The sequence below is a fragment of the Billgrantia sulfidoxydans genome (assembly GCF_017868775.1).
Lineage (GTDB): Bacteria > Pseudomonadota > Gammaproteobacteria > Pseudomonadales > Halomonadaceae > Halomonas > Halomonas sulfidoxydans.
The window spans coordinates 3028898-3054685 of record NZ_CP053381.1 but is presented as its reverse complement, the minus strand read 5'-3'; the positions used below and the strand labels follow the sequence as shown (position 1 = coordinate 3054685).

Sequence of the window (25788 nt, the reverse complement as noted above, 5' to 3'; positions counted from 1 at the left end):
TTTCACGAAGCGAGTGCCATGGCCCACGTTCCTCAAATCAAGATTCCTGCCACCTACATGCGTGGCGGTACCAGTAAGGGCGTCTTCTTTCGTCTGGAGGATCTGCCCGAGGCGGCGCGCCGGCCCGGCCCGGCCCGTGACGCCTTGTTGCTGCGGGTGATCGGCAGCCCCGATCCCTACCAGAAGCAGATCGACGGCATGGGTGCAGCCACCTCCAGCACCAGCAAGACGGTGATCCTGTCGAAGAGCGAAAGTCCGGATCACGACGTCGACTATCTGTTCGGCCAGGTCTCCATCGACAAGCCCTTCGTCGACTGGAGCGGCAACTGCGGCAATCTCTCCGCCGCCGTCGGTCCCTTCGCCATCAGCAACGGCCTGGTGGATCCCTCGCGCATCCCCGAGAACGGCATCGCCACGGTGCGTATCTGGCAGGCCAATATCGGCAAGACCATCGTCTCACGAGTCCCGATCACTAACGGCGAGGTGCAGGAGACCGGCGACTTCGAGCTCGACGGCGTGACCTTCCCGGCCGCCGAGGTGGCGGTCGAGTTCATGGACCCGGCCGACGGCGAGGGCGCCATGTTCCCCACCGGCAACCTGGTCGACGAACTCGAGGTGCCGGGGGTGGGGACTCTCGAGGCCACCATGATCAATGCCGGTATTCCGACAGTGTTCGTCAATGCCGCGGCGATCGGCTATAGCGGCACCGAGCTGCAGGAGGCGATCAACGGCGATACCCGGGCGCTGACGATGTTCGAGTCGATTCGCGCCCATGCCGCGGTGCGCATGGGGCTGATCAAGGAGGTCAGCGAGGCGGCCGAGCGCCAGCACACGCCCAAGGTGGCCTTCGTCGCCCCGCCGGCCGACTATGTCGCCTCGAGCGGCAAGGCGATCATGGCCTCGGACATCGACCTTGTCGTGCGCGCGCTCTCCATGGGCAAGCTGCACCATGCCATGATGGGCACGGCAGCCGTGGCCATCGCCACGGCGGCGGCGGTGCCCGGCACCCTGGTCAACCTGGCGGCAGGCGGCGGCGAGCGCAACTCTGTGCACTTCGGCCATCCCTCCGGCACCCTGCGAGTGGGAGCGGAAGCCTCCCAGTCCAATGACCAGTGGACGGCAACCAAGGCGGTGATGAGCCGCAGCGCCCGGGTGTTGATGGAAGGGTGGGTGCGAGTGCCCGGCGATTCGTTCTAGGCATTCGCCGTGCCAGGTATCGCCCCGGGTCGCAAGGCTTGGGGCGTTTTCTATAGTGAGAGGAGACGACATCGAGCCTGAGACAGGAGGGAGCATGAGCACCACCGTCGAACGCAACGTCCGTCCCGATTACGACCCTGAACTGCAGATGATCGCCGACTACGTTCTCGACTATCGGATCGAGAGCGAGGAGGCGCTGGATACCGCACGCAACTGTCTCATCGATACCCTGGGCTGCGGCCTCTTGGCGCTGCGCTTTCCGGAATGCACCAAGCATCTGGGCCCTCTCGTCGAGGGTACGGTGGTGCCTCATGGCGCGCGTGTGCCCGGCACCTCTTTTCGCCTGGATCCGGTCAAGGCCGCCTGGGACATCGGCTGCATCGTGCGCTGGCTCGACTACAACGACACCTGGCTTGCCGCCGAGTGGGGGCATCCCTCTGACAACCTGGGTGCCATTCTCGCCGTGGCGGATTACCTCTCGCAAAAGCGAGTCGCCCAGGGCGAGGCACCGCTGACCCTGCGCGACGTGCTCGAGGCGATGGTCAAGGCGCACGAGATTCAGGGCGTGCTGGCGCTGGAAAACTCCTTCAACCGGGTCGGGCTGGATCATGTGGTGCTGGTCAAGGTGGCATCCACGGCGGTAGCCGCCCACCTGATGGGGGCGAGCCGGGAGCAACTGCTGTCGGCGTTGTCGCATGCCTGGGCCGACGGGCAGAGTCTGCGTACCTATCGCCATGCACCCAACGCCGGCTCGCGCAAGAGCTGGGCCGCGGGAGACGCCACGTCTCGCGGCGTGCGCCTGGCTGATATTGCCCTGCGTGGCGAGATGGGGATCCCCGGGGTGCTCAGCGCACCGCAGTGGGGCTTCTACGACGTGCTCTTCTCCAAGACCAACAAGGACCAGGCGCTCAAGCCGGAAGGGGAGAGGAAGCTTCGCTTCCAGCGCGAATTCGGCACCTACGTGATGGAAAACATCCTGTTCAAGATCGCCTTCCCGGCAGAGTTCCATGCGCAGACGGCCTGCGAGGCCGCCGTGCGTTTACACCCTCAGGTCAAGGGCCGCCTCGAGGAGATCGAGCGTATCGTCATCACCACTCATGAATCGGCGATTCGCATCATCTCCAAGGAGGGCGAGTTGGCCAACCCGGCGGACCGTGACCACTGCCTGCAGTACATGGTGGCCGTGCCGTTGATCTTCGGCGATCTGACCGCCGAACACTACGAGGATGACTTTCATCGCCAGCATCCGCTGATCGATACGCTGCGCGACAAGATGGAGGTGAGAGAGGAGCCCCGCTACACCCAGGAGTATCTTGCCGCCGACAAGCGCTCAATCGCCAACGCCATCCAGGTTTACTTCGGCGACGGCAGCGCCACGGAGTGCATCGAAGTGGAGTATCCGCTTGGCCACCGCCGACGTCGCGACGAAGGCATTCCCATCCTCGAGGAGAAGTTTCGGCGCAACTTGGCCACGCGCTTCCCCGCCGGGCGCTGCGAGCGAATATTCTCGTTGTGCAGCGATCGGGCGCAGCTGGAAGCCACGCCGGTACATCGATTCGTCGACCTCTTCGTCATTTGATGTCGCGTGGTACGGCGTGTACGAGCATGAGAAAATTGATCGCCGTCATGGCTGACGTCTGAATCCTGAGCTATATTTTTTTGACGCGGAGGGTTGCGTCATCGGTCGGCACCCCTTAAAGTACGCATCCGCTGCCGGCGACGGGCAACGTGGCCAGCGGTGGGAGGAGTGGTAAGTGGTTGTCATGCTTTGAATTTTTCGACTCGCTTCGCAAGATTCGCGCTTGACGCCCACGGTGGATTCGGTAGAATGCGCCCCACTCGAAAGCAAGTCCGCAAGCGGGCTTGCGGTCGCCGGCTCAGGCGGGTCTTCGCGGTCAGGATCACCTCGGTGACGGCCTCGAAGAGAGTTGACAAACTCCGACGCTTCAGTAGAATACGCCTTCCTCGCAGGGCGCTGGCGAGGCCCCTCGGTCACGGGATCGACGGCCACGACAGCAAGCGAGCTGCTCTTTAACAATCGATCAGGTAATTCATGTGGGCGCTTGTCGATGAGGTGGTGAGAAGTCACACCATTTCAAGGCAAGCGACTCGTCGAGACCTTCGGGTCTTTTGAGAAGCTTTGACCTTGAGCCGAGTTTGGTTCGCTTTCGTCCGTTTCTTCGGGAAGGGGCGAGCAAGAACCGCAATGATTTGAAACTGAAGAGTTTGATCATGGCTCAGATTGAACGCTGGCGGCAGGCCTAACACATGCAAGTCGAGCGGCAGCACGGGGAGCTTGCTCCCTGGTGGCGAGCGGCGGACGGGTGAGTAATGCATAGGAATCTGCCCGGTAGTGGGGGATAACCTGGGGAAACCCAGGCTAATACCGCATACGTCCTACGGGAGAAAGCAGGGGACCTTCGGGCCTTGCGCTATCGGATGAGCCTATGTCGGATTAGCTGGTTGGTGAGGTAACGGCTCACCAAGGCGACGATCCGTAGCTGGTCTGAGAGGATGATCAGCCACATCGGGACTGAGACACGGCCCGAACTCCTACGGGAGGCAGCAGTGGGGAATATTGGACAATGGGCGCAAGCCTGATCCAGCCATGCCGCGTGTGTGAAGAAGGCCCTCGGGTTGTAAAGCACTTTCAGTGGGGAAGAACGCCTTCCGGCTAATACCCGGGAGGAAAGACATCACCCACAGAAGAAGCACCGGCTAACTCCGTGCCAGCAGCCGCGGTAATACGGAGGGTGCGAGCGTTAATCGGAATTACTGGGCGTAAAGCGCGCGTAGGCGGCTTGATAAGCCGGTTGTGAAAGCCCCGGGCTCAACCTGGGAACGGCATCCGGAACTGTCAGGCTAGAGTGCAGGAGAGGAAGGTAGAATTCCCGGTGTAGCGGTGAAATGCGTAGAGATCGGGAGGAATACCAGTGGCGAAGGCGGCCTTCTGGACTGACACTGACGCTGAGGTGCGAAAGCGTGGGTAGCAAACAGGATTAGATACCCTGGTAGTCCACGCCGTAAACGATGTCGACTAGCCGTTGGGTCCTTCGCGGACTTTGTGGCGCAGTTAACGCGATAAGTCGACCGCCTGGGGAGTACGGCCGCAAGGTTAAAACTCAAATGAATTGACGGGGGCCCGCACAAGCGGTGGAGCATGTGGTTTAATTCGATGCAACGCGAAGAACCTTACCTACCCTTGACATCCTGCGAACCCTTCGGAGACGAAGGGGTGCCTTCGGGAACGCAGAGACAGGTGCTGCATGGCTGTCGTCAGCTCGTGTTGTGAAATGTTGGGTTAAGTCCCGTAACGAGCGCAACCCTTGTCCCTATTTGCCAGCGATTCGGTCGGGAACTCTAGGGAGACTGCCGGTGACAAACCGGAGGAAGGTGGGGACGACGTCAAGTCATCATGGCCCTTACGGGTAGGGCTACACACGTGCTACAATGGTCAGTACAAAGGGTTGCGAACTTGCGAGAGTGAGCCAATCCCAGAAAGCTGATCTCAGTCCGGATCGGAGTCTGCAACTCGACTCCGTGAAGTCGGAATCGCTAGTAATCGTGAATCAGAATGTCACGGTGAATACGTTCCCGGGCCTTGTACACACCGCCCGTCACACCATGGGAGTGGACTGCACCAGAAGTGGTTAGCCTAACCTTCGGGAGGGCGATCACCACGGTGTGGTTCATGACTGGGGTGAAGTCGTAACAAGGTAGCCGTAGGGGAACCTGCGGCTGGATCACCTCCTTAAACGACGTATCACGCCTCGCGGCAAGTGCCCACAATGAATTACCTGATCGGCCAGAGCAAAGACTGTTTGGGTCGACGACCCAGTGGTTGTAAGCCGGGTCTGTAGCTCAGTTGGTTAGAGCGCACCCCTGATAAGGGTGAGGTCGGCAGTTCAAATCTGCCCAGACCCACCAAATTTGCGTGATACGTCGTTGAAAGACTCCTCGTATAGCAGGCTATACGTCGTCGTCTTTCGCCTAGTTTCACACAAATTCTTTTCGGGGCCATAGCTCAGCTGGGAGAGCGCCTGCCTTGCACGCAGGAGGTCAGCGGTTCGATCCCGCTTGGCTCCACCATTTCTCCAAGCCAGTCTTGATCTGCAGAGACCAGCGGCAAGTCATCAGACTTTCCACTGTTCTCTGAACAGTCTGCTCTTTAACAATGTGAATCATGCTGACAAGTTTTCCCCGCAAGGGGAAAGCAAAAGTGATACGTCTCAAGCGTATCCGGCAATTGTCGTACGTGATCGCAGACCAGACCCCTTCGGGTTATATGGTCAAGCGATTAAGCGCATACGGTGGATGCCTTGGCAGCCAGAGGCGATGAAGGACGTGGTAGCCTGCGATAAGGCTCGGTGAGGTGGCAAACAACCTGTGACCCGGGCATTTCCGAATGGGGAAACCCACCCAGCACCAGCTGGGTATCCCACACTGAATCCATAGGTGTTGGGAGGCGAACCGGGGGAACTGAAACATCTAAGTACCCCGAGGAAAAGAAATCAACCGAGATTCCCCCAGTAGCGGCGAGCGAACGGGGAGTAGCCCTTAAGCGGCACGACTGGTAGGCGAACGAGCTGGGAAGCTCGACCATAGGGGGTGATAGTCCCGTAGCCGAAACCTGAGTGTCGTGAAATCGAGTAGGTCGGGGCACGTGAAACCTTGACTGAAGACGGGGGGACCATCCTCCAAGGCTAAATACTCCTGGCTGACCGATAGTGAACCAGTACCGTGAGGGAAAGGCGAAAAGAACCCCGGAGAGGGGAGTGAAATAGATCCTGAAACCGTATGCGTACAAGCAGTGGGAGCCCCTTCGTGGGGTGACCGCGTACCTTTTGTATAATGGGTCAGCGACTTATTTTCAGTGGCGAGCTTAACCGAATAGGGGAGGCGTAGGGAAACCGAGTCTTAACTGGGCGACCAGTCGCTGGGAATAGACCCGAAACCGGGCGATCTATCCATGAGCAGGTTGAAGGTTGAGTAACATCAACTGGAGGACCGAACCAGGATCTGTTGAAAAAGATTTGGATGACTTGTGGATCGGAGTGAAAGGCTAATCAAGCTCGGAGATAGCTGGTTCTCCTCGAAAGCTATTTAGGTAGCGCCTCACGTATCACCACCGGGGGTAGAGCACTGTTTCGGCTAGGGGGCCATCCCGGCTTACCAACCCGAGGCAAACTCCGAATACCGGTGAGTGCAAGCGTGGGAGACACACGGCGGGTGCTAACGTCCGTCGTGAAAAGGGAAACAACCCAGACCGTCAGCTAAGGTCCCGAAATCCTGGTTAAGTGGGAAACGATGTGGGAAGGCTCAGACAGCTAGGAGGTTGGCTTAGAAGCAGCCATCCTTTAAAGAAAGCGTAATAGCTCACTAGTCGAGTCGGCCTGCGCGGAAGATGTAACGGGGCTAAACCAGGTACCGAAGCTACGGGTGAGCATGCATCACTTGATGCTATTCGATTGGCGTCGCGAAGCGACGTCCAAGCCGTCCCGAACGTCGAGTCGGGAGGGGAAGAGTGGTATCAAGGATGCATGCTCGCGGTAGAGGAGCGTCGTGTAAGCCGATGAAGGTGGATTGAGAAGTCTGCTGGAGGTATCACGAGTGCGAATGCTGACATGAGTAACGACAAGGGGAGTGAAAAACTCCCCCGCCGGAAGACCAAGGGTTTCTGTTCGACGCTAATCGGAGCAGAGTGAGTCGGCCCCTAAGGCGAGGCCGAAAGGCGTAGTCGATGGGAAACGGGTCAATATTCCCGTACCTCACTGTATTGCGATGGGGGGACGAAGAAGGCTAGGTGGGCCAGGCGTTGGTTGTCCTGGTGAAAGCCAGTAGGCTGGGATCTTAGGCAAATCCGGGATCCCAAGGCCGAGAGGCGAGACGAACACCCCACGGGGTGGAAGTCATCGATGCCACGCTTCCAGGAAAAGCCTCTAAGCTTCAGATACAGTGGGACCGTACCCCAAACCGACACAGGTGGTCAGGTAGAGAATACCCAGGCGCTTGAGAGAACTCGGGTGAAGGAACTAGGCAAAATGGTGCCGTAACTTCGGGAGAAGGCACGCCGCGCTAGTGTGAAGGCCCTCGCGGCTGGAGCACGAGGCGGTCGAAGATACCAGGTGGCTGCAACTGTTTATTAAAAACACAGCACTCTGCAAACGCGCAAGCGGACGTATAGGGTGTGACGCCTGCCCGGTGCCGGAAGGTTAAGTGATGGTGTTAGCCCTCGGGCGAAGCTCCTGATCGAAGCCCCGGTAAACGGCGGCCGTAACTATAACGGTCCTAAGGTAGCGAAATTCCTTGTCGGGTAAGTTCCGACCTGCACGAATGGCGTAATGATGGCCACGCTGTCTCCACCCGAGACTCAGTGAAATTGAAATCGCAGTGAAGATGCTGTGTACCCGCGGCTAGACGGAAAGACCCCGTGAACCTTTACTATAGCTTCACACTGGACGCTGATGTTGCTTGTGTAGGATAGCTGGGAGGCTAAGAACCCCGGACGCCAGTTCGGGTGGAGCCAACCTTGAAATACCAGCCTGGCATCATTGGCGTTCTAACTCAGGTCCGTGATCCGGATCGAGGACAGTGTGTGGTGGGTAGTTTGACTGGGGCGGTCTCCTCCCAAAGCGTAACGGAGGAGCACGAAGGTACCCTCAGCACGGTCGGAAATCGTGCATTGAGTGCAAGAGCATAAGGGTGCTTGACTGCGAGACAGACACGTCGAGCAGGTACGAAAGTAGGTTCTAGTGATCCGGTGGTTCTGTATGGAAGGGCCATCGCTCAACGGATAAAAGGTACTCCGGGGATAACAGGCTGATACCGCCCAAGAGTTCACATCGACGGCGGTGTTTGGCACCTCGATGTCGGCTCATCACATCCTGGGGCTGAAGTCGGTCCCAAGGGTATGGCTGTTCGCCATTTAAAGTGGTACGCGAGCTGGGTTTAGAACGTCGTGAGACAGTTCGGTCCCTATCTGCCGTGGGCGTTGGATGTTTGAGAAGAGCTGCTCCTAGTACGAGAGGACCGGAGTGGACGCACCTCTGGTGTTCCGGTTGTCACGCCAGTGGCATTGCCGGGTAGCTACGTGCGGACGGGATAACCGCTGAAGGCATCTAAGCGGGAAGCCCCCTTCAAGATGAGACATCCCCGAGGCCTCGAGCCTCCTGAAGGGCCCAGCGAGACCAGCTGGTTGATAGGTCGGGTGTGGAAGCGCTGCAAGGCGTTGAGCTAACCGATACTAATGGCCCGTGAGGCTTGACCATATAACCCCAAGGGGTCTGCGCATCGCGCACGATTGACGGATACGCAGCGCGCCGGTAGGCGCGGGCGAGACGATCACGCAGCATGATTCCAACCGTTTTCGCCTGACGACCATAGCGAGTGGGAACCACCTGATCCCATGCCGAACTCAGCAGTGAAACCGCTCAGCGCCGATGGTAGTGTGGGGTCTCCCCATGCGAGAGTAGGTCATCGTCAGGCATCTCTTCAGAAACCCAGCTTCGAATGAGGCTGGGTTTCGTCGTTTCAGGGGCTCCAAAACGACTCTGATCGCCAGCGGGACGACCCGATGGTGTGCTGCAACCCGGGGACGGCCTCGGACCCTCAAGAAGGAAATCTCCAATGGCCTGGCTGATGTTGGTCGTTGCCGGTCTTCTCGAAGTGGCGTGGGCGCTGGGCCTGAAGGCGTCGGCCGGCTTTACCCGACCGCTTCCCAGTCTGCTCACGCTTCTGGCGATGGTGGCCAGTTTCTATCTGCTGGCACAGGCAATGAAGGTGTTGTCCGTGGGTACCGCGTACGCGATCTGGGTGGGGATTGGTGCGGTGGGTACGGTCTTGCTGGGTATTCTGATCTATGGCGATAGCGCTTCGCCGCTGCGGCTGCTCAGCCTGGTGCTCATCCTTGCCGGCCTGGTGGGGTTGAAGGTGGCTGCGTAGCGGGGCGCGAGAAAATATCTATATGACGAAAGCCCCGGCCGCGAGGTCAGGGGCTTTTGCATCTGTAGTGCCGAAAATCTCGGCGGCAAGGATGGAGTGGCTTATACGACGCCTTGATCGATCATGGCATCCGCCACCTTGCGGAAGCCGGCGATGTTGGCGCCAAGTACCAAGTTGGTTGGCTCGCCGAACTCCTCGGCGGTGCTGGCACACTGCCGATGAATATCTGCCATGATTGCCTGCAGCTTGGTATCGACCTTCTCCAGGGTCCACTGCTGCATGCTGCTGTTCTGCGCCATCTCGAGCTGGCTGGTGGCCACGCCGCCGGCATTGGCGGCCTTGCCGGGGCCGTAGGCGATCCTGGCCTCGAGGAAGCGGTCGACGGCGGTGGCGGTGGAGGCCATGTTCGAGCCTTCGCTGATGCAGTGCACGCCGTTGTTAAGCAGGGCGTTGGCATCGGCCTCGGTCACCTCGTTCTGCGTGGCGCTGGGGAAGGCAACTTCTCCCTTGATGCGCCATACGGCATGGCCGTCGCTCGGGTAGTCTTGGGCATCGATATACGTTGCTTCAGGGTGGTGCTCGACGTACTCGCGCAGCGAGGTTCGCTTGACCTCCTTGAGCAGCTTCAGCGTGTCGAGGTCGATCCCATCTGGGTGATGGATCGTGCCGCGGGAATCCGAGCAGGTAATGGGCCGGGCGCCGAGTTGGTAGAGCTTCTCGATCGTGTAGATGGCCACATTGCCGGCACCGGATACCAGACAGGTCTTGCCGGTAATGCTATCGCCGTGCGCTTCGAGCATGTTCTGGGCAAAGTAGACCGCACCGTAGCCGGTGGCTTCCTTTCGGCCGAGAGAGCCGCCCCAGTTCAGCCCTTTGCCAGTGAACACTCCTTCGTAGCGGCCCGTGAGACGCTTGTACTGGCCATACAGGTAGCCGATTTCCCGGGCGCCCACGCCGATGTCGCCGGCGGGAACGTCGATGGTCGGCCCGATATGGCGGTACAGCTCGTTCATGAACGACTGACAGAAGCGCATGATCTCGCCGTCGGACTTGCCCTTCGGGTCGAAGTTGGAGCCTCCCTTGCCGCCACCGATGGGTAGCCCGGTCAGGGCGTTCTTGAAGATCTGCTCGAAGCCCAGGAACTTGATGATGCTGGCGTTGACGCTGGGATGAAAGCGCAGGCCGCCCTTGTAAGGGCCGAGTGCCGAGTTGAACTGGATGCGATAGCCCTTGTTGACCTGAACCTTGCCGGCATCGTCGACCCAGCTGACGCGGAACATGATCTGGCGCTCCGGCTCGACGATGCGTTCGATGATGCTGTGTTGGTGGTAACGTGGCGCGGCCTCCAGCAGGGGACGCAGGCATTCGAGCACTTCCTCGGCGGCCTGGTAGAACTCGCCCTGGGCCGGACTGCTCCTGCGCAGCCCTTCGAGAGTGTCGTGGATGTAGGTCATTGAGAGCATCCTGAGTTTAATTAGGTGCGCTCACTATAATTCAATGCACCATTATGCAGCAATCGCATAGGCTATGTCGGAATTAGACATTGATATGAGCCGAAATCGCTTTCAAATTGCCGTTTTTTGCGCACCAATATCGAGCATTAGGAAATTTTAAAAGACGATTTTTTAACGATACCGAGAGGGCCGACAGCGAAGGCCGGGGCTGGTACCATGCGGCACCAACGAATCCGTGAGAGAAACGTCGATGTCCAGCCTGGCAGAACGCATGGTGCCCGATCAGCTGCTCTTCTACTGTCGCCCTGGTTTCGAGGCCGATGTGGCAGCCGAAGTGGCGGCAAACGTCGAGCGACTCGGCTGGCAGGGCAGAGCCGAGTTCATCGATCAGTCCGGGTTCGTGAACTTGGTCGTCGGCGATGAGCGGCCGGCCAATGAGCTGCATCGTCAGTTGGCGTTCGAGCGGCTCATCTTCGCGCGCCAGAGTCTGGTGGCGCTGCCGTCACTACAGCTGAAGCGTGACGACAGGCTGTCTCCCATCCTCAAGCAGGTGATGGAGAGCGGCTGGAGTTTCGATTCGATCTGGCATGAGACGCCCGATACCAACGAGGGCAAGGCGCTAGCAGGTTTGATCAAGGCGCTGACACGTCCTCTAGAGTCGGCCTTGCGTAAGCGGGGTGCCCTTCGTCGCAAGGCCGGCGGGCGCCGCTTGCACTTGTTCTGGATGGGTGGCGATCTCGTGCAGTTGGGCATGAGCTTTCCGGGTAACCGCAGCGAACTGCCTGGCGGTATTCGCCGGCTGCGCTTCCCCGCGGCGGCGCCCAGCCGTTCGACGCTAAAGCTCGAGGAGGCCTGGCACGAGTTCATTCCGCGCGAAGAGTGGGACGTGCGCCTTTCTGAGGGAATGCAGGCGGCGGATCTGGGGGCGGCACCCGGCGGGTGGACCTGGCAACTGGTGGCTCGGGGCATGCATGTCTATGCCATCGACAATGGCCCTATGAAAGGCGACCTGATGGCCACGGGCATGGTCGAGCATCTACGCGAGGACGGTTTCGTCTGGGAGCCGCCGTATCGGCTGGATTGGCTGGTATGCGACATCGTCGACAAGCCGGCTCGCGTGACGGCGATGGTGCAGCGCTGGTTGACCCGGAGCTGGTGCCGGGAGGCAGTGTTCAACCTGAAGCTGCCGATGAGGCGGCGCTGGGAAGAGGTCGAACGCTGCCTGGCCCAGTTGGAAGATGCAGTGGCGGATGCCGGCGTGCGCGCCACGTTGCGTTGCCGGCATCTCTATCACGACCGCGAAGAGGTCACGGTGCACGTCCGGCTGCGGGACTGACGCGGGCGGGCTCTCTCAGTAGGAGGGTTCGTAGATGCGGATGGTCTCGTCCTCGGTCAGCAGCGGCAGGATGCGTTGCATGGCCCGCGCACGCGCCTCGCTGGCGTACCACTCGTTCCAAGTGCGCAAATCCCGCCACTTCACGATCATCAGGCGCCGGTCGCTATGGCCTCGTTCAACCAGGGTTTCACCGCCAACGAATCCCCTGGCACCGAGGGAGTGACGCATGGCTTCACGTGCGGCCTCCTCGTATTCCTCCTCCAGGCCAGGCATGATACGACGTTCGATAATGATCTTGATCATCTAGCAGCTCCCTACGCCGAGGTCGATCGATGACGAATACCGCCGACTCACAGCCCACCTCCACCCATCAGGCTGAGCTGGATACGACCGGACTCTACTGCCCGGAGCCCATCATGTTGATGCACAACAAGGTGCGCGACATGCAGCCTGGCGAGATTCTGAAGGTAATCGCCACGGATCCGGCGACCACTCGTGACGTGCCCAAGTTCTGCAGCTTTCTCGGCCATGAGCTGATCTCGCAGCAGGAGTCGGACGGGCAATACCTCTACTTTATCCGGTTGGGCTGATGTACTGCCAGTCCGCTGGTCTGGGGCCTCCCCTCAATCATCGGCTTCCTTCGCGGCGCTAGGCACCACCATCAGGGCCAACGCTTCGAGCGTGCTGGGGTCCTGCTCACGGATGCGGTTGGCGATACTGCGCTGAAAGAAATAGACCATCCTGTGACGGCTCTTTCCGGGATAGAGGCAGGCATCGCCGGGCAGGATCGGCGTTGATTCGACGAGGGATTCGTCTGCCAGGAGCGCCTCCACGTTGCCGTCGCTATACAGGCGCCAGCCGAACACTTGCTTGAGCTGCCAGGGGTGACTGTCGTCGTCGATGCACAAGGCGTGAGTGCCCTGTGTATCGGGAATCTGCTGAATCAGCGTCACCTCGCGAGTTTCCTCGTAGTCGAAATAGGCGGCGGCATGCTCCAGCTCGCAGGCCTTGTGAGGTGGCGGGGACTCCAGCAGTTCCTCGGTTTCGGGATCGCGATAGCCGACGAAGCAGCCGTGTTCGGCGTCGTCGAGCTGGTGGCAGGGGGTCAAGGTTTCCATCCAGGGCACCAGGCCGACCACGTCGCCGTCCTCACGCAGCCCCCAGGCGAGTATAGGCATGCCGTAGAGGGCGTCCGGCTCCGAGGACAGGCTGTAGACCATCTCGAGTCCGTCGAGTTCGGGGGAGAGGCGGACCAGGCGTCGCCTGGCCTGGAGTTTCTGGCGCATCGTTTCCAGGTCGATGACCCGGGCAGGGCGGGGTGACAGTGGCATACCCATGTTTCTCCCTCCAGATTCTGCATGGGCCGAGCGGAAAGGTCACGGCTGCGGCAAGGCTGACGGGATCGACTCCTACCTCTTACGAATCACCAATATCACAGAGTCGCCGTACAAGTTAAGTCCGGCGACGCCTTTTCATGAACAGCGCTCGACCAGGGCATGCCAATGCTGGCGATGTTCGCGGCGTGCCTGGCGCAGAGCGGGCAGCGGGGCGTCGGGGTTCTCCAGCGATAGCCAGCGTTCCCGATAGGCGCTGACCGTCTCGGGAGGAGGGATGTGGCTCTCGATCAGGTTGTCGAGCATCGTCAGCCAGCGGGTGGCCAAGGCTTCGAGTCGTTCCAGCCAGTCCAAGGCCTGCCTGGCGGCCTGGCGCCGACCCAGTTCGTCGGGCGTCGCCGAGAGCCTGCTGCAGGTGTCATCGGCAGTGAGAGTGTCGGCCAGCATGGCGGTAGCTTCTGCCAGTCGCTGCTCGGCGAGCAGCAGGGCACGCAACAACTCAGCCGTCAGCGGACGGCTGCGCAACGACTTGAGGTGGTGCTCCAGGGTGGACGACTCATGACGCCAGGTGGGGTTGAACTGGTTGAGGGTGGCTTGGTGCAGCCAAGTCAGCGCCTCGAACTGGGCCTCGATGCCATGGGTGTCGTCTGGCGCCAGCGGTGAGCTTGCGCGGGAGAAGTTGCGTACCCACTCCTCGGAATCGAACAGACTGTTCCAGCTCACCATGGGTAACTGCTCGGTCTTGGTCCGCGTGAGCCGCCCGAGTCGCTCACGGTCGGCCTCGGCGAGCGTCTCCGGCACGCTGCTTTGCCAGCAGGCGTGCAGCCGGCGCCAGAGTTCGAGCTCGTAGATCCATTGCTGGCTGGGTGGCGCCACCCGACCGAGCTGATTGTTGCGTGCGGCGACCAGAGAGGTGATCCGGCACTCGCGCAGGGCATAGACCTCGAGAATGCCCTCACGGGTCTCGGGGATTTCGTGAAGGCGTTCGTTGCGGTCGGGGAAAGCGCCAATATTGGGTGGGGCGCTTGCTTGCGGGGCTGGTTGGCCCAACCCCTCGGCCAGAGCCTGCTGGTATCGTACGAGTCTGGTTTCAGCCTCTTCCTCGCTGCGGCAGCCAACCAGTGACAGTACGAGCATGAGAGGGGCCAGGTAGCGTTTCGCTTCAATCCCGAGCGATATCCAGCTTGCCATTCGCGACTCCCTTGGCCTTGCACCGCAAGCGTGCGCCAAGCAGGGCCGCGGCCACGGTGAGCCCGGCGATCAGGCCAATCCAATAACCATGCACGCCGAGCGGGCCGCTCCCGCCGGGCAGGCCGCGGGTTCCCAGCCAATGACCGCCGCCCAGTCCCACCGCCCAGTAGGCGAGCAGGGTGATCAGCATGATGACCCTTGTATCCTTGTAGCCTCGCAGGGCGCCGGCCAGGTTGACCTGGAGCGAGTCGGAGATCTGATACAGCATGGCCAGCAGGATCAGCGACAAGGCCAGGCGCTGGACGGCCGTATCATGAGTGTAGAGGGCCATGACAGGCTCTGCCGTGAACCACAGCAGCGCACTGTTGAACAGGGCGATCAGCACCGAGACCAGCACCCCGTTCCAAGCCACCATCCGAGCTTGCATGGGCTTGCCCTGGCCGAGCGTATTACCGACCCTGACGGTAAGTGCCATGCTCAGCGCCAGCGGCAGCATGAACAGGATCGAGGTGTAGTTCAGGGCGACCTGGTGCGCTGCCACCGTCACTTCTCCCAGGCTGGCGATGAACAGCGAGATCAGCGTGAACAGCGTCACTTCGACGAAGATCGCCACGCCGATGGGAACGCCCACATAGAGCAGTTCGCCGATCAGGCGCCAGCGGGGCAGTGTTGGGGAGTGCCATAGCGAGACGTCGCCATAGGCCCTGGAGCGACGTGTATACGCTGCCATGGCCAGGCACATGGTCCACATGGAAAGGGCGGTGGCAATGCCGCAGCCCAGTGCCCCCAGGGCCGGCAGTTCCTGTAGCCAGGTCGGCAGCCAACTGCCGAATAACCCGGTGAGTCCATCGCCGCCGTAGATCAGTACGAAGTTGCTGGGGATGTTCACGCCGAGTCCCACCAGGCTGATCCACAGCGAGGGACGGGTATGGTTCATGCCGTCGGAGAAGGCGCGCAACGCCTGGAACAGGGCGACGCCCGGCATGCCGAAGGCGACGGCGGAGAGATAGGCCGAGGAGCGATGGGCAACCTCGGGGGGAACTTCCATCAGGCGAAAGATAGGGGCCACCAAGAGCCACAGCAGTGCCGCCGACGACAGCCCCAGGGCCAGCGCGACCCATAGCGCCTGGTGGACGTTAGGGCGGATATGCTTGGTGGCTCCACCTCCCAGCAGATGGGCGACGATAGGCGTCAGCCCCATCAGCGTGCCGGTCATGAACAGCATCAACGGCAGCCACAGGCTGGAGCCCACGGAGACTGCCGCCAGGTCAGTGGCGCTGACACGGCCCGTCATCATCACGTCGGTGACGCTCATGCCTGCCTGAGCCAGCTGGGCGCCGCAGATCGGCAAGGTCAGCCGCAGCAGGGGCCGCGTTTCCGTGCGGCTGACGCTCAGCAGGTCGGTGAAGAAAGTTGCCAAGGGGGTGCTCCATGCATCTCAGGCCTTGGCCACATGCCAAGGAAACCGAATATGTTAGCAATTCCCGGTGAATTTCGCTGCGCAAACGACTCGCCTATACTGGCGGGCCATTCGTCATGAATGGAGAACCCGTGACGCATCACCTCGATGACGTGATCGCCTTGTTCGACGGCCTCTTTCAGCAGCGTTTCAATACCCGGCTGGTACGTGGCGGCGACGAGCCGCTCTACCTGCCCGCCGACGATGTCGTTCCCTGGCATCGAGTGATCTTCGCGCGAGGCTTCTACTCGAGCGCCTTGCACGAGATCAGCCATTGGTGCATCGCCGGTGAGCAGCGGCGTCTGCGGGAGGATTACGGCTACTGGTACCTGCCCGACGGACGCAACGCAGAGCAGCAACGCCGCTTCGAGCAGGCCGAAGTGGCGCCGCAGGCACTGGAAATGCTCTTCTCCCGAGCTTGCGGGCTGCGCTTTCATATCAGCGTCGACAATCTGGGCGGTGAGGTCGAGGTCGACCGCGAGGCCTTCCATGACCGCGTCGAGCAGCGCGCGGCCCGCTACGAGCGGGAGGGGCTGCCATGCCGGGCTGCCGCATTCAACACTGCGCTGCTGGCCTTCTACCAACGGGGCGAGCCCATGCAGAGCGCCCTGTCAGCGGGGCTGGCTGTATTCGATCAGCTGCGCTCGCGAGTCTCCCACGCCGCTCTGCCGAGCTGAAGCAGCGGCTCGAGAGCAGGCATGGCCTGCCGCGCCGGGTAGGCGACGCCGATGGTCTGGCGAATATCGAGCTCGGCAAGGGGGCGGCTCTGCACGTCCGGATGACTGAGGATCTCCGGCCAGGCCGGCACCAGCGAGGCACCGACCCCGGCCGCCACCAGCCCCAGGGTGTATTCGATGGTACGCAGGCGCGCACGGACCTGGCAGCGCACGCCGGCATCGCTAAGCGCCGTGGCCAGCTGCTGCATGGCGGCGCAAGGGTGGCGCCAGATGAACGGCAATCCGTCTAGATCGGACAGCGAGACAGTGCCCTTCAGGCCCAGCGGGTGCCCGCTGGGCAGCGCGAGGCGATAGCTGTCGTGCCAGATCGGTTGGAAGGCCTCGCCTGGCGACAGGTCCTGTTCGCCGATGATGCGCGCATCGCAGCGCTCCTCCGGATTGACCAGGGTCAGGGCCAGGTTGTCGCCCTGGCCGATGTACTCCTTGAGCAGGGCGGTCATGCGGTTGGCGCCAAGGGAGCGCATCAACCCCAGACGAACCGGTGTCGGCGGTGCCGGGGTGCGAAACAGCCGGCTGATGGCATCGAGGTCCTCGCTGACCTGGCGCGCCAGTGGATAGAGTCGGTGTCCCTCTTCGGTGGGCGTGATGCCGCGACGGTGGCGTTCGAACAGCGGCGTGCCCAGCCGCTCCTCCAGCTGTATCAGCGCGGTCGAGATGGAGGGTTGCGCCACGTGGCAGCGCCGTGCGGCGGCGCTGATCGAGCCGCCCTCGTAGGCGGCGATGAAGTAGCGCAGGCTTCGCACATCCATAAACTAAGCCTATATCTGGGGCAGGATATCGATATTATCGCTTTGCCTGTCGGGCACGCTAGGCTGTAACCATTACCTTGGCAGCCCCGGAGTCTGCACCGTGCTCGAATCTCTTCCACAGGAGCAGCGATTCTACGCTGCGCTACGCAGCGGCGACTGGCCAGCGCCACAACGGGAGTGGCAGCTCGACGAGGTCGGGCTCACTTCTTCCGGTCTGGCCGAGCTGTTCGAAACCCAACTGATGAGCCGTCACCTGGACCTGCACGCCCGACGCCTGCAGGCTCGGGGCGAGGCCTTCTACACCATTGGCAGCGCGGGCCACGAGGGCAACGCCGCCATTGCGCGTGCCTTTCGTGCTACCGACCCCGCCTTCCTGCACTATCGCGATGCGGCCTTTCTGATCCAGCGCAGCCGGGCGGTGCCGGGGCAGACGCCGCTGTGGGACCTGCTGCTGAGCTTTGCCGCCTCGGCGGAGGATCCGATCTCCGGCGGCCGGCACAAGGTGCTGGGCTCGAAGGCGCTGCACATCCCGCCACAGACCAGCACCATCGCCTCGCACCTGCCCAAGGCCGTGGGAGCCGCCTACAGCTTTGGATTGTGGCGGCGGCTGGGCGGCGCTGGCGAGTGGCCCGCCGACAGCGTGGCGATCTGCAGTTTCGGCGACGCTTCGTTCAATCACTCCACCGCCCAGGGGGCGCTCAACGCTGCCGGCTGGGCCGCCTACCAGGGGGCGCCGATGCCCTTGGTGATGGTGTGCGAGGACAACGGCATCGGCATTTCCACGCCCACGCCGGATGGCTGGATCGAAGCCAGCATGCGTTCGCGCCCCGGCTTCCACTACCTCGCCTGCGACGGTCTCGACCTGCTCGATACCTGGCGGGCGGCCAGAGAAGCCGAGCGCATCGCGCGCTGCCGCAAGCAGCCGGTCTTCCTGCACATGCGCTGCGTGCGGCTCTACGGTCATGCCGGCTCCGATGCCCAGCAGGCCTATATGACGCCTGCCCGCATCAAGGCCGATGAGGCGCGCGATCCGCTGCTGGTCACGGCCGGTCTGCTCCAGCGCCATGGGGTGCTCGATACCGCTGCCATCGAAGCGCTCTACCGCTCGGTGGCCGAGCGGGTCGCGCATGTCGCCGAGGAGGCGATTCGCCGGCCCAAGCTGGAGGGGGCCAGCGAGGTCATGGCAAGCATCGTGCCGCCGTCAAGGCCGGGGCGTGCGCGACCCTGGCAGGGCGAGGTGGACGCGACCCCGGCACCCATGGCCAAGTTGCTCAACCAGGCGCTGCAGCGCTCGATGACCCGCTATCCGCACCTGGTGATGGCGGGTGAGGATATCGGTCGCAAGGGCGGCGTCTACGGCGTGACCCAGCGCCTGCAGGCGCAGTTCGGGCCGCATCGGGTGATCGACACCCTGCTTGACGAGCAGAGCATCCTCGGGCTCGGCATCGGCCTGGGTCAGAACGGCCTGGTGCCGATCCTCGAGATACAGTTCCTGGCCTATCTGCACAACGCCGAGGATCAGCTGCGTGGCGAGGCGGCCACGCTCAGCTTCTTCTCCAACGGCCAGTACACCAACCCCATGGTGGTACGTATCGCCGGGCTCGGCTACCAGAAGGGCTTCGGCGGGCATTTCCACAACGACAACGCCATCGCCGTGCTACGCGACATCCCGGGACTGCTGGTGGCCTGCCCATCGAACGCCGCCGACGCCGTGGGCTTGCTGCAGGAGGCCGTGCGCCTGGCCGACGAGGAGCAGCGCGTGGTGGTCATGATCGAACCGATCGCGCTCTACCACACCCGCGACCTGCTCGAGGAGGGAGACCAGCGGTGGTGTTTTGCCGATCCCGGGCCCGAGCATCGATTGGCTGTGGGCGAGCTTGGTGTCTGGGGCGAGGGCCGTGAGCTTGCCATCGTCACCTACGGCAACGGTGTCTATCTGTCGCGCCAGGCTGCCGCCAGGTTGGAAGCCGACGGCGTGGCGCTGCGCATCGTCGATCTGCGCTGGCTGACCGCCATCGATCATGACGCCGTGCATCGTCGGGTCGCCGACTGCGCCCAGATACTGGTCGTCGATGAGTGTCGGCGCAGCGGTTCGCCCAGCGAGGAGCTGATCGCGGGCCTGGTGGAGCGCGGTATGGCGAGCGACAGGCTGCACCGGCTCACCGCCGAGGACAGCTTCATTCCCCTGGGGCGGGCAGCCACGGTCACGTTGCCCTCGGTGGAAGCGATCGTGGCGCAGGGACGTCGCCTCGTGGCGCCTGGGCTGCACGGTGAAGTGGCCGCGAAGGCGGTGGGTAAGGTCACGGCAGGGAGTGGTGAAGCATGAACCGCAGCGACAGCAAGATGAACGGCGAACCGATCCGCGAGCGCATATTGGTCGTCTGTCCCGGCCGCGGCACCTACAATGCCGCGGAGTGGGGCACCCTCAACCGACTGGCGGGCGGCAGCGAGTGGCTGGGGCGCTTCGATGCCATGCGCCGTGAGGCCGATCTGCCGACGCTCTCCGAGTTGGACGGCGAGACACCTTTCCGCCAGAGCCTGCACGGGCGGGGCGAGCACGCCTCGCCGCTGATCTATGCCTGCGCCTGGGCCGACCTGCTGGCGATCGATCGTGAGCGCTACGAGATCGTGGCGGTCACCGGCAACTCCATGGGCTGGTACATTGCCCTTGCGGCGGCCGGCGCCCTGGGGCCCGATGAGACGCTGCACCTGATCGGCACCATGGGATGGCTGATGCAGGAGAGCCTGGCCGGCGGCCAGGTCATCTATCCTTGGGTCGATGAAACATGGCAGCCGGACTGGGCGCTGCGTCAGGAACTACTGGAGCTGATCGGGCGTATTCACGATAGCTCGGGGGCCGAACTCTATCTCTCGATCGAGCTTGGGGGCATGTTGGTGTTCGGCGGCAACGAGACGGGGCTTGCGCGCCTGACCGAGCGGCTGCCGGCGCGCGAGCGCTTCCCGCTGCGGCTGTACCAGCACGCCGCCTTCCATACGCCCCTTCAGGAGGGAGTGAAACGCGAGGCGCGTCGGCGGCTTGATGCCGGGCCGTTCCGTGCTCCCGAAGTGCCGATGATCGACGGCCGCGGCCATATCTGGACGCCGTGGAGTACTGACCCGCAGGCGCTCTGGGATTACACCCTGGGCGAGCAGCTGGTCGCCCCCTACGACTTCACCATGGCCGTCAAGGTCGGCGTGCGTGAGTTCGCCCCCGACCGCATCGTCATACCCGGCCCCGGGGCGACGCTGGGTGGCGCCACGGCCCAGGCGCTGATCCAGCTCGGCTGGCAGGGTTGGAGCGACAAGGCTGCCTTTCAGACCGGCCAGCAGCAGGAGCCACGCCTGTTGTGCATGGGCATTGTCGAGCAGCGTGACCGATTGCTGACGGCCGAGGAAGCATCAGCCCTCGGCTAGACGCTGGTGAAGATGCAGCATCACCTCGACCTCGTGATCGGGGCGTAGCGGCTCGAGCCCCATTTCACCGAACAGCTCGTTGCGCGCTCGGCTCCATTCGCCGGCGGACAGCTCGGGATAGAGACTGTCGGCGGGAGCCAGCTCGACGAAGGGGTCGATGCCGTAGGTGTCGAACAGGCGCGCCAGGGCGGCTTCATCGCCGCTGATGCCGGCGGTGAACAGGGTGGCGCTGAAGTGGTCGCTCTCCAGCTCCCGGATCACGTCCAGGGGGCTCGCGCCGAAGCTGTGCAACTCCTCCAGGCTATACCCGTTGAGCTCGTTGAACTCATCGTCGAGCCAGTCCTCGTCGGGCTGTATCAGGGTGTGCTTGATACGCCCGTCGGGCAGTGCCCAGGCAATGGCCAGGGGCAGATCGCTGTCGTCGCCGGTCTCCACGGCGATGAATCCGGGTATTTCGGCCATATCACGACTCCTGTTGGGCACGGCCTGTCTCCTGGGCTTCGCCTGCCTCGTTCAGGCGGAAGAAGCGTTGGGCGGTCTTCGTGGTGGCACGGGCCAGCTCCGCTTCATCGCTGCCTCGCCAGTGAGCGATCTCGCGTACGATCCAGGGTAGCAGTGCAGGCTCGTTGCGCCTGCCCTTGAGTCTGGCAGGTAAATCGCGCGGCAGCAGATAGGGGCAGTCGGTTTCCACCATCAGTCGGTCGGACGGGATCTCGCGCACCAGCTCGCGCAGATGATGACCGCGTCGCTCGTCGCAGATCCACCCCGTCAGGCCGATGTGTAGATCCAGGTCGAGGTAGCCGTAGAGGGTATCGCGATCGGCGGTGAAACAGTGCACCACCGCATCGGCGATGTCGTCGCGCCAGGCCTTGAGCATCTCGCGCAGGCGTGGGCCGGCGTCGCGCTCGTGGAGGAACAGTGGCTTGCCGCTCTCCGCGGCAAGCCCCAACTGGGCCTCGAAGGCGCGCTCCTGCTCGGCCGGCGTGGAGAAGTTGCGGTTGAAATCGAGGCCGCACTCGCCCACGGCCACCACCTCGGGGCGTTGGTGCAGCTCCCGCATGGCGGCGGCCAGGGAGGCGTCCCAGCGACTGGCATCGTGGGGGTGTACGCCGGCCGTGGCGAACAACCCGGAATAGCGCTGGGCCAGCGCCACGGCCTGCTCGGCATGGGTGCGATCGGTGCCGGTCACGATCAGGGTCGTCACGTTGGCCGCCCGCGCCCGCCTCACTACCGCCTCGAGATCGCGGCCGAAGCTGTCGTGGGTCAGGTTGGCGCCGATGTCCACCAGCGGGGCGGGCGAACGAAAGCGCAGTGCCTCGGGCAGAACGTCGTTGAAGGCGGCGTCGGTATCAGCCAATGGGGAGCGCTCCTTTGCAGCTTTCGCGCATTGTAACCAAAGCCACGGCGGGCCAGCCATGCGTTACACTAGCCGCCTTGATGAACGATGAGGTGAGCGCGTGACCCTGCTACGTCTGGAAGGCCTGCAACTGGCCTATGGTACCCATGTGCTGCTCGACGGCGCCGACCTGGTGCTGGAGAAGGGCGAACGTCTGGCGCTGGTCGGGCGCAACGGTACCGGCAAGTCGACTCTGCTCAAGCTGGTGGCGGGGGAGATCCTGCCCGACGACGGCAGCATCTGGCGCGCGCCGGGACTGAAGATCGGCGTGCTGGAGCAGGACCTGCCGGCCGCTTCCGGCCAGACCATTTTCGACGTGGTGGCCCAGGGGCTGCCCCAGGCGGGCGAGCTGCTGGCCGAGTACCACCGCCTGGTGCAGGCGGCCGAGCCCGACATGAAGCGCATGGCGACCCTGCAGAGCCGGCTCGAAGCCATCGACGGCTGGTCCTTCCATCAGCGCATCGACGTGGTGCTGACGCGCCTGGGACTGCCGGCCGACGATTCGATGAGCTCGCTCTCGGGGGGCTGGCGCCGGCGCGTGGCGCTGGCCCGGGCGCTGGTGGCCGAGCCCGACCTGCTGCTGCTCGACGAACCTACCAACCACCTCGATCTCGACACCATCGCCTGGCTCGAGGAGCAGCTGCTCGATTTCAACGGCGCGGTGCTGTTCATCACCCACGACCGGGCCTTCCTGTCGAAGCTGGCGACGACCATCCTCGAACTCGATCGCGGCCGGCTGGGGCGCTATCCCGGGGATTACGCCAAGTATCAGCAGCAGAAGGCCCACGAGCTCGAGGTGGAGGCGCGGGAGCACGCCGAATTCGACAGGAAGCTGGCCCAGGAGGAAGCCTGGATCCGGCAGGGCATCAAGGCGCGGCGAACCCGTAACGAGGGCCGGGTGCGCGCGCTCGAGCAACTGCGGCGCGAGCGCAGCCAGCGGCGCGAGGTCCAGGGCCGTGCCAGCTTCGGCATCGACAGCGGCGAACGCAGCGGCAAGCGGGTGGTCGAGCTCGTCGGCGTGACCCACCGTTTCGGCGACGAGACGATCGTTCGCGACCTGTCGCTCGAGATCCAGCGCGGCGACCGCATCGGCCTGATCGGACGCAACGGTGCCGGCAAGACCACGCTGCTCAAGATCCTGCTCGGTGAACTCGAGCCCAGCGAGGGCGAGGTGCGGCTGGGTACCAACCTCAAGGTGGCCTACTTCGACCAGCTGCGCGCGGGGCTGGAGCCGGAGAAGAGCGTCTACGACAACGTCGCCCAGGGCAGCGACAGGGTCAACGTGGGCGGCAAGGACAAGCACGTCATCAGCTACCTGCAGGATTTCCTGTTCACCCCGGAACGGGCGCGCCAGCCGGTCAAGGCGCTCTCCGGCGGCGAGTCCAACCGTCTGCTGCTGGCCAAGCTGTTCACCCAGCCGGCCAACGTGCTGGTGCTCGACGAACCGACCAACGACCTCGACGTCGAGACCCTGGAGCTGCTCGAGGAGTTGCTGCTCGACTTCGACGGCACCTTGCTGCTGGTCTCCCACGACCGTGCCTTCATGGACAACGTGGTGACCGGGGTGCTGGCCTTCGAGGGCGACGGCGTGGTGCGTGAATACGTGGGTGGCTACAGCGACTGGGTGCGCCAGGGCGGGAAACTGCCACCGGCGCCCTGGGAGGGGGCGGCGCGTCAGCAGGTGGAGCCCACGGCGAAGCCGGTAGAGAAAGCGCCGGCCAGTGCGGCGCCCTCAGCGCCGGCAGCGAAAAAGCCCGCCAAGCTCTCCTACAAGCTGCAGCGGGAACTCGACGCCCTGCCGGCCGAGATCGAGAGGCTCGAAGCCGAGGTGGCCGAGTTCGAGTCCCGGGTTGGCGATCCGGCGTTCTACCAGCAGGACGCGGGAAGCGTGTCCGAGACATTGCAGGCCATGAGCGACAAGCAGGCCGAACTCGATGCCGCCATGGAGCGGTGGATGGAACTGGAGTCCATGGCGGCGGGGGAGTAAGCGCTACTCGGCGGTTTCGCCCTTCTTCCCCACTCGCACCGCGAGTACGTCGCATTGGGCGCCGTGCAGTACGCCGGTGGAGGTGGAGCCGAGTAGCAGGGCGAAGCCGTGCCGGCCATGGGAGCCGACCACGATCAGGTCGACGCCGTTCTCGGCGGCAAAGCGATGGATCTCGGTGTCGGGCATGCCGACCAGCACGTGCTGGTTCTCCTTGGCCACGTGAGGGTCGGCGATCTCGGCCAGGCGCTGCTTGGCATGTTCATCCAACTGATCCTGGATGCTGGTGAGATCCATGGGGATGTCGCCGCCATAGGCGAAGCCCAGCGGCTCCAGCGTGTGCATGATCGACAGCTTGGCCTGGTTGCGCTCGGCGATCTGCAGGGCGCGCTCAAGCACCTTGTGGGAGTCCTTGGTCAAATCGACGGCGACCAGGATGTGGCGGTATTCATTGCTCATGGCAGGGCTCCAGCGTAACGGCTTGTGATCGATATGCCTTCACTCTAGGACGGCTGATGAATCAAGACAACGACTTGCGTCAAGAATCGGGAGAAACGGGATGGTCTGGCTAGTCATTCTGGCGGCACTGCTGCTGATGATCTCACCGGTGATGTGGCTCAAGCCCAGCCCTCGGCAGCGTCGCATCGTGCCGCTGCGCAATGCGGCGGCCAAGGCAGGGGTCAAGGTGGTGTTGGAAAAGCCCCCTCTGCACGGTATCGAGACCGCCATGCCGGGGTATCGCTGGAGCTATCCGGCCGTTGCCCCCGGGCCACGCTTCCTGCTGGTGCGGGCAAGTGAAGCCAGCGATCTGCTCAAGCCCTGCGTGGCCGACTGGCGCTGGCGGATCGAGCCGCTCCGCCCCCTGCCGCCATCGGCGCGCGAACCGCTCGAAGCGCTCTTGACACGCCTGCCGCAGGATGCACTGGTGGTCGAGTCCAGCGAGACCTCGATCACCCTGTGGTGGTGGGAGTCGCAGACGGCGGAGCGCTTCCTCACCTACGTCGAGGATTTCCGCCAGTTGCGCGATGCCTTGGCCGGCCGTGCCGATCAGCGCCGGGTCGGGACTGGCTTCGGTGAAGGCGCGTCGGGCGACTGACAGCGCTCAGCCTTCGCTCTCCCTGGCCTGGATTGCCAGGCCATTGTTCTCGATATGCTCCAGCAGGGCGTCGAGCTGACGGATATCCGCCTCGCTGAGCCCTGCCAGCATCTCGCGCCGGGCCTGGGTCACCACCTCGTCGATCTGCTCGAGCAGCGGGTCCGCCGCCGCGGTCAGGAAAACCCGCTTGGTGCGCCGGTCCTGTTCGCAGGGACAGCGTTCGATCAGCCCCTGCTCCGAGAGTTGATCGAGGGTGCGGACCAGGGAGGGCGCCTCGACGCCGATCGCCCGGGCCAGGTCGCACTGTGGCTGCCCATCGCCGAGCCGCCAGAGATGATACAGCGTGATCCAGCGCGTCTGTGTCAGGCCCAGCGGAGCGAGGCGCCGGTCGATGATGGCACGCCACAGGCGTGGCAGGCGCGACAGTCGGAAGCCGATGTTCTGGTGCATGGGACTCCGCTTAAACGTTGAATTTGCCGAATTGTCCGGACCCCTTGCGT

20 protein-coding genes, 2 tRNA genes and 3 rRNA genes are annotated in these 25788 nt (G+C 63.1%); 15 read left to right on the top strand and 10 right to left on the bottom strand.

Features of this window, described 5'->3' with window-relative positions:
* Window positions 1–18 precede the first annotated feature (18 nt).
* The 8 genes from prpF (at window position 19) to sugE (ending at window position 9138) form a co-directional block, all read left to right on the top strand.
* A complete protein-coding gene (gene prpF, locus HNO51_RS14160; RefSeq protein ID WP_209537692.1) occupies window positions 19–1197 on the top strand; it encodes a 2-methylaconitate cis-trans isomerase PrpF in 1179 nt (392 codons plus the stop codon).
* 94 nt (window positions 1198–1291) lie between these two features.
* Window positions 1292–2776, top strand: coding sequence for a 2-methylcitrate dehydratase (gene prpD, locus HNO51_RS14155; RefSeq protein ID WP_197447943.1), 1485 nt, complete (start codon window positions 1292–1294; stop codon window positions 2774–2776).
* Window positions 2777–3411: 635 nt separating this feature from the next.
* A 16S ribosomal RNA gene (locus HNO51_RS14150) occupies window positions 3412–4951 on the top strand.
* Between the two features lie 96 nt (window positions 4952–5047).
* Window positions 5048–5124, top strand: a tRNA-Ile gene (locus tag HNO51_RS14145).
* An 86-nt stretch (window positions 5125–5210) separates the two neighbouring features.
* Window positions 5211–5286 (top strand) — tRNA-Ala (locus HNO51_RS14140).
* 198 nt (window positions 5287–5484) lie between these two features.
* Window positions 5485–8465 (top strand): 23S ribosomal RNA (locus tag HNO51_RS14135).
* Window positions 8466–8566: 101 nt separating this feature from the next.
* Window positions 8567–8682, top strand: a 5S ribosomal RNA gene (gene rrf, locus HNO51_RS14130).
* The 16S, 23S and 5S rRNA genes sit together here with 2 tRNA genes alongside, the layout of an rRNA operon.
* Window positions 8683–8823: 141 nt before the next feature.
* Window positions 8824–9138 carry a quaternary ammonium compound efflux SMR transporter SugE gene (sugE, locus tag HNO51_RS14125; protein ID WP_209537691.1) on the top strand — a complete coding sequence of 105 codons (315 nt, stop codon included), beginning with the start codon at window positions 8824–8826 and terminating at the stop codon, window positions 9136–9138.
* A 101-nt stretch (window positions 9139–9239) separates the two neighbouring features.
* Here sugE and gdhA read toward each other — a convergent pair whose 3' ends face one another.
* Window positions 9240–10592, bottom strand: a complete 1353-nt coding sequence (gdhA, locus tag HNO51_RS14120; RefSeq protein ID WP_209537690.1) for an NADP-specific glutamate dehydrogenase — start codon at window positions 10590–10592, stop codon at window positions 9240–9242.
* Window positions 10593–10842: 250 nt separating this feature from the next.
* On the opposite strand from gdhA, the gene rlmM reads away from it, so the two are divergent.
* A complete protein-coding gene (rlmM, locus tag HNO51_RS14115) occupies window positions 10843–11928 on the top strand; it encodes a 23S rRNA (cytidine(2498)-2'-O)-methyltransferase RlmM (protein WP_209537689.1) in 1086 nt (361 codons plus the stop codon).
* A 15-nt stretch (window positions 11929–11943) separates the two neighbouring features.
* Here rlmM and HNO51_RS14110 read toward each other — a convergent pair whose 3' ends face one another.
* Entirely contained in the window at window positions 11944–12231 is a 288-nt protein-coding gene (locus HNO51_RS14110) for an antibiotic biosynthesis monooxygenase family protein (RefSeq protein WP_197447939.1), read from the bottom strand.
* A gap of 29 nt (window positions 12232–12260) precedes the next feature.
* Here HNO51_RS14110 and tusA point away from each other — a divergent pair, with 29 nt between their 5' ends.
* Complete coding sequence (gene tusA, locus HNO51_RS14105; protein WP_197447938.1) at window positions 12261–12518, top strand: sulfurtransferase TusA; 258 nt, start codon at window positions 12261–12263, stop codon at window positions 12516–12518.
* Window positions 12519–12551: 33 nt separating this feature from the next.
* Here the strand turns inward: tusA and HNO51_RS14100 are convergent, their stop codons facing one another.
* From HNO51_RS14100 to HNO51_RS14090, 3 genes are all read right to left on the bottom strand, one after another.
* Window positions 12552–13265, bottom strand: a complete 714-nt coding sequence (locus tag HNO51_RS14100) for a hypothetical protein (protein WP_197447937.1) — start codon at window positions 13263–13265, stop codon at window positions 12552–12554.
* Window positions 13266–13400: 135 nt separating this feature from the next.
* Window positions 13401–14399 (bottom strand): DUF3080 family protein, encoded by a 999-nt coding sequence (locus HNO51_RS14095; protein ID WP_242597121.1) that lies wholly within the window; start codon window positions 14397–14399, stop codon window positions 13401–13403.
* A gap of 25 nt (window positions 14400–14424) precedes the next feature.
* The gene (locus HNO51_RS14090) at window positions 14425–15873 is read right to left on the bottom strand and encodes an MATE family efflux transporter (RefSeq protein WP_209537687.1); all 1449 of its coding nucleotides are present in this window, start codon (window positions 15871–15873) and stop codon (window positions 14425–14427) included.
* Window positions 15874–16004: 131 nt separating this feature from the next.
* On the opposite strand from HNO51_RS14090, the gene HNO51_RS14085 reads away from it, so the two are divergent.
* Window positions 16005–16589 (top strand): elongation factor P hydroxylase, encoded by a 585-nt coding sequence (locus HNO51_RS14085; protein ID WP_276571204.1) that lies wholly within the window; start codon window positions 16005–16007, stop codon window positions 16587–16589.
* On the opposite strand, the gene HNO51_RS14080 is transcribed toward HNO51_RS14085, so the two are convergent.
* A complete protein-coding gene (locus HNO51_RS14080) occupies window positions 16547–17398 on the bottom strand; it encodes a LysR family transcriptional regulator (RefSeq protein WP_209537685.1) in 852 nt (283 codons plus the stop codon). The two genes, HNO51_RS14085 and HNO51_RS14080, sit on opposite strands and share 43 nt — an antisense overlap.
* A 100-nt stretch (window positions 17399–17498) precedes the next feature.
* Between HNO51_RS14080 and HNO51_RS14075 the strand changes: the two genes are divergently transcribed.
* Both HNO51_RS14075 and HNO51_RS14070 read left to right on the top strand, forming a co-directional pair.
* Window positions 17499–19724: a dehydrogenase E1 component subunit alpha/beta gene (locus HNO51_RS14075; RefSeq protein ID WP_209537684.1), complete on the top strand. Its 2226-nt coding sequence runs from the start codon at window positions 17499–17501 to the stop codon at window positions 19722–19724.
* Window positions 19721–20812, top strand: coding sequence for an ACP S-malonyltransferase (locus tag HNO51_RS14070; protein WP_209537683.1), 1092 nt, complete (start codon window positions 19721–19723; stop codon window positions 20810–20812). The genes HNO51_RS14075 and HNO51_RS14070 overlap by 4 nt, the downstream gene beginning before the upstream one ends.
* Here HNO51_RS14070 and HNO51_RS14065 read toward each other — a convergent pair.
* Window positions 20798–21274 carry a hypothetical protein gene (locus HNO51_RS14065; protein ID WP_197447931.1) on the bottom strand — a complete coding sequence of 159 codons (477 nt, stop codon included), beginning with the start codon at window positions 21272–21274 and terminating at the stop codon, window positions 20798–20800. The genes HNO51_RS14070 and HNO51_RS14065 overlap by 15 nt on opposite strands.
* Window position 21275: 1 nt before the next feature.
* Complete coding sequence (locus tag HNO51_RS14060; protein WP_242597120.1) at window positions 21276–22169, bottom strand: TatD family hydrolase; 894 nt, start codon at window positions 22167–22169, stop codon at window positions 21276–21278.
* A gap of 100 nt (window positions 22170–22269) precedes the next feature.
* On the opposite strand from HNO51_RS14060, the gene HNO51_RS14055 reads away from it, so the two are divergent.
* Entirely contained in the window at window positions 22270–24195 is a 1926-nt protein-coding gene (locus HNO51_RS14055) for an ATP-binding cassette domain-containing protein (protein ID WP_209537681.1), read from the top strand.
* A gap of 3 nt (window positions 24196–24198) precedes the next feature.
* Here HNO51_RS14055 and HNO51_RS14050 read toward each other — a convergent pair whose 3' ends face one another.
* Complete coding sequence (locus HNO51_RS14050; protein WP_197447928.1) at window positions 24199–24651, bottom strand: universal stress protein; 453 nt, start codon at window positions 24649–24651, stop codon at window positions 24199–24201.
* A gap of 100 nt (window positions 24652–24751) precedes the next feature.
* Between HNO51_RS14050 and HNO51_RS14045 the strand changes: the two genes are divergently transcribed.
* Window positions 24752–25288: a preprotein translocase subunit YajC gene (locus HNO51_RS14045; RefSeq protein WP_197447927.1), complete on the top strand. Its 537-nt coding sequence runs from the start codon at window positions 24752–24754 to the stop codon at window positions 25286–25288.
* Between the two features lie 6 nt (window positions 25289–25294).
* On the opposite strand, the gene slyA is transcribed toward HNO51_RS14045, so the two are convergent.
* Complete coding sequence (gene slyA, locus HNO51_RS14040; protein WP_197447926.1) at window positions 25295–25738, bottom strand: transcriptional regulator SlyA; 444 nt, start codon at window positions 25736–25738, stop codon at window positions 25295–25297.
* Window positions 25739–25788: the final 50 nt, after the last annotated feature.